The organism is Vibrio sp. YT-19(2023) (genome assembly GCF_033337395.1).
Genome location: NZ_JAWOQN010000665.1, coordinates 1 through 634, shown reverse-complemented (window position 1 = coordinate 634; position 634 = coordinate 1). Strand labels below are relative to the sequence as shown.

1 protein-coding gene is annotated in these 634 nt (G+C 50.5%); it reads left to right on the top strand.

The genetic code is table 11. The features are described from left to right. On the top strand, positions 1-634 hold a 634-nt coding region (locus R7E78_RS27760), incomplete at both ends, for an efflux RND transporter permease subunit (RefSeq protein ID WP_318058839.1).

The window sequence follows — 634 nt, the reverse complement described above, 5'->3', positions numbered from 1 at the left end:
GTTCTTGTTCCATATTCGCTCTTCATTGGTTATCGCCCTGAGCTTGCCTGTCGGCATCCTTGCAGCGTTCATCGTGATGCATTCTCAAGGCATTAATGCCAACATCATGTCGCTCGGGGGGATTGCCATCGCCATCGGTGCAATGGTGGATGGTGCCATCGTGATGATAGAAAACGTCCACAAGCACATTGAGCGAACGCCACTCACGGATAAGAACCGCTGGCAAGTGATTGGCAAAGCCGCTGAAGAAGTGGGCGCGCCCCTATTCTTCTCGCTGCTTATCATCACGTTAAGCTTTGTTCCAGTGTTTGCACTGGAAGGTCAAGAAGGCAAGATGTTCTCTCCTCTCGCCTTTACCAAGACGTATGCTATGGCGTCAGCGGCAGCACTTGCGATCACGCTCGTGCCAGTTCTAATGGGTTACTTTATTCGCGGTAAAATACTGCCAGAACATAAGAACCCTGTGAACCGTGGTCTGGTTGCGCTGTATCGTCCATTGCTTAATCTGAGCTTGAAATATCCGAAAGCGATGATCGTACTGGCGCTCGGCCTATTAGCATCGGCGTACTACCCAACTAGCCAACTAGGCAGCGAATTCATCCCACCATTGGATGAAGGCGATTTGATGTACATG